The organism is Chamaesiphon sp. OTE_20_metabat_361 (assembly GCF_031364565.1).
The window spans coordinates 1-3,041 of record NZ_JANLWO010000705.1; the positions used below are offsets into that span (position 1 = coordinate 1).

Below are 3,041 nucleotides of genomic sequence, written 5' to 3' on the forward strand. Positions count from 1 at the left end.
GTTGCCTGGAGACTGGAAGTCTCGGCTAGTAATGCAAAGTCCGCCTACGCGGACTGATATCCTAGTCCGCGTAGGCGGACTTTGCATCACCAGCCCCGATTTTAATCGGAGGCTGACCTGAACCCATTAATCGACACCAAAGATACTCTTATTTTAATCCAATCTCCGAATCTCAGCTTTGGATGGAGTGTTTAATTAGTCTCGATCGCATCCCGAATCTGCATATACTCACATCTTGCCCCAACGCATAGATACTATTACTGCCATAATCCGAGGGTACCCCTTGTGGGTACCTAAAGATCTCTGCTAATTACTCATATTTTAGTGCTGGTGCAAGATGTAAGTATAATCTGAGCTTCGATCGACAAATTTACCTAGTGAGTTAGGTAAGTATGATTTAAGTTACAATGTCTCGGTAAATCAATCACAATCAAGATGAATATCGGTCAATCTGCTCCTGAATTTACAGCTCTCGATCGAGATGGTAAAAGTACTCAACTCAGCAATTTTATCGGTCAGTGGCTGGTATTGTATTTTTATCCTAAAGATCTCACTCCTGGCTGTACGACTCAAGCGATCGACTTTACTAGCCAGTTATCGCAGTTTCAGGCACTCAATACTCAAATTGTCGGTATCAGTCCCGACTCGATCGAGTCTCATGATAAGTTTATCAAAAAACACAATTTAGCGATTAGCTTACTTAGCGATCGCGAACATCAAATTGCTGAAACTTATGGAGTGTGGCAATTAAAGAAGTTTATGGGTAAGGAATATATGGGCATCATTAGATCGACTTTTCTCATCGATCCAGATGGTAAAATTGTCCAAATTTGGTCGAAAGTTAAAGTCAAAAATCATGCCGAAATCGTACTTCAACAAGTGCGATCGCTATTGACTCCATAACTATGGTGTTCTATTTACAATCCCATACCCATTTGCCTACAGGTGGCTTCTGCCCCTTCCAAGCATAGTGCCACCATTCAGTATCGAGATGACGAAAACCGACAGACGCCATTGTTTTCTTCAGGAGCGATCGGTGCAGGAGAATTTTGGGGGACAATGCTTGGTAGGTATGATGAGCTTTGGGGCTAAATTCATCGAAGGGGGTGCCCATATCTAGCGGTTTGCCTTCGATATCTACGATTGTCAGATCTACCGCCGTACCGCGATTGTGAGCTGAGCCTGTGGCTGGATTGGCGACGTAGCGCTCGTCGGGTTTAATCTGCCACATTTTTTGTTGAATGGGTTGGGGACGATAACAATCAAACAGTCGCAAGCCGCCGTAGCCTTGTTGTTGTAACTGTTGATGTGCTTGCTGTACGGCAGCGGCTACTTCGGGACGGAGGAAGCAGCGAGGGCAGGGGTAGAGCTTGATTTTGACAAAGTTGTTGGTAGTTGCATAGGTAAAATCGAGGTCGATGGCTCTCGGCGATTTGGTACTATGACGATCGAGGGGAAGTTCGCGCCATTGAAGAGGATCGGCTGGTGCAGCGAGATTAGTCGCGATCGAGAGTTGGTTAGTACCGATAATTATTAGTAAGCACATCCCTATTGCCACGATCGCGTATTGCCATCTACTCATCATTTTGCCCAGATTAATTAATATCTGGTATATTATCCTCCCCGCAGACACCCAAGTACTAAAAAAAGGCATTGCTGAATCTAGGTATGATTTGCCCTCACCCCGCCCTCGCCTCCGGCTCTGGCGCCCCTCTCCCAAGCATGGGAGAGGGGTTGGGGGTGAGGGCAAGATCTATGATTCATACACCAATTCAGCAACGCCTAAAAAAGCTGGCTGAGTCCCCTTTGAAGGATTCAGCCAGCGATTTAAGGATGCGATCGAGCTTTAGCCATACCCAATCCGATTAATCCGTCTAAACAGGTACCGCTACAGGCTTTTGCGTGAAAAAAGTCGTCCGCACTGTCTCAGCAATCTGAGCGCTCGTCAAACCTAAACTACCTAGAGATTCGTCAGGAGTAGCATGTTCGACGAGAATATCCGGTACGCCAATGCGCTTGATCGGAACGACGACATTGAGATCCATGAGCGATTCGGCAATCGCGGAACCAAAGCCACCCATCAGACAGCCTTCTTCGACTGTGACTACTTTACCGATCGATCGCGCTAAGGGCGCAAACAGTTCGGTGTCGAGCGGTTTAGCAAAACGGGCATTAATTACCGTTGCCGAAATCCCATGTTCGCTCAGGAGTCCAGCGGCTTGGAGCGTGGGATGTACCATCGAGCCGTAGGCAATCATCAGCACGTCATCGCCATGACGGAGGATTTCGGCTTTACCGATGGGTAATTCTTCCCAGCCTTCATCCATCAACGGGATACCATAACCATTACCGCGCGGATAGCGCATCGCGATCGGCCCGTCGGTATAATTGATACCTGTCACTACCATCTGCTGCAATTCGCCCTCATCTTTGGGAGCCATCAGCACCATATTCGGGATACACCGCAGATAGGCAATATCATACATCCCTTGGTGGGTCGGGCCATCAGCACCGACGATGCCAGCGCGATCGAGACACAGGAACACGGGGAGATGCTGAATGCAGGCGTCATGGACGATTTGGTCGAAGGCACGTTGTAAGAACGTCGAATAAATCGCTGCCACTGGACGCATCCCCTCAGTTGCTAACCCAGCCGCTAGGGTAATCGCATGTTGCTCGGCAATCCCGACATCGATATAGCGATCGGGAAATATGGTCTCAAACTTGTCTAAACCAGTACCCGTACCCATTGCAGCGGTAATCGCTATGATGCGCGGATCGTCTTCAGCCAGCTTGATCAGGGTATCGGCGAATACTTTAGAATAGGTGGGTGGCTTGGGTTTGGTCGCGGGGGCACTTTTGCCCGTAGCCAGATTAAAGGGGTTTTGGGCATGATAGCCTTCGCGATCTTTTTCGGCGATCGTATAACCTTTACCCTTTTTAGTCACCACATGTACCATCACTGGCCCAGCGTGCTTGTGTGCGCCTTCAAAGGTACTAATTAGCTCTTCCAGATTGTGACCGTCTACAGGGCCGATATA

General features: G+C 48.3%; 3 protein-coding genes. 1 reads left to right on the forward strand and 2 read right to left on the reverse strand.

The window, feature by feature from the left end:
• Positions 1 to 429 precede the first annotated feature (429 nt).
• A complete protein-coding gene (gene bcp / locus RMO35_RS19845) occupies positions 430 to 903 on the forward strand; it encodes a thioredoxin-dependent thiol peroxidase (protein WP_396135702.1) in 474 nt (157 codons plus the stop codon).
• Positions 904 to 913: 10 nt separating this feature from the next.
• On the opposite strand, the gene RMO35_RS19850 is transcribed toward bcp, so the two are convergent.
• Together RMO35_RS19850 and dxs are read right to left on the reverse strand one after the other, a co-directional pair.
• Entirely contained in the window at positions 914 to 1,654 is a 741-nt protein-coding gene (locus RMO35_RS19850) for a M15 family metallopeptidase (RefSeq protein WP_309743476.1), read from the reverse strand.
• Between the two features lie 220 nt (positions 1,655 to 1,874).
• The coding region (gene dxs, locus RMO35_RS19855) for a 1-deoxy-D-xylulose-5-phosphate synthase (protein WP_309743478.1) at positions 1,875 to 3,041 on the reverse strand (1,167 nt) is incomplete at its 5' end.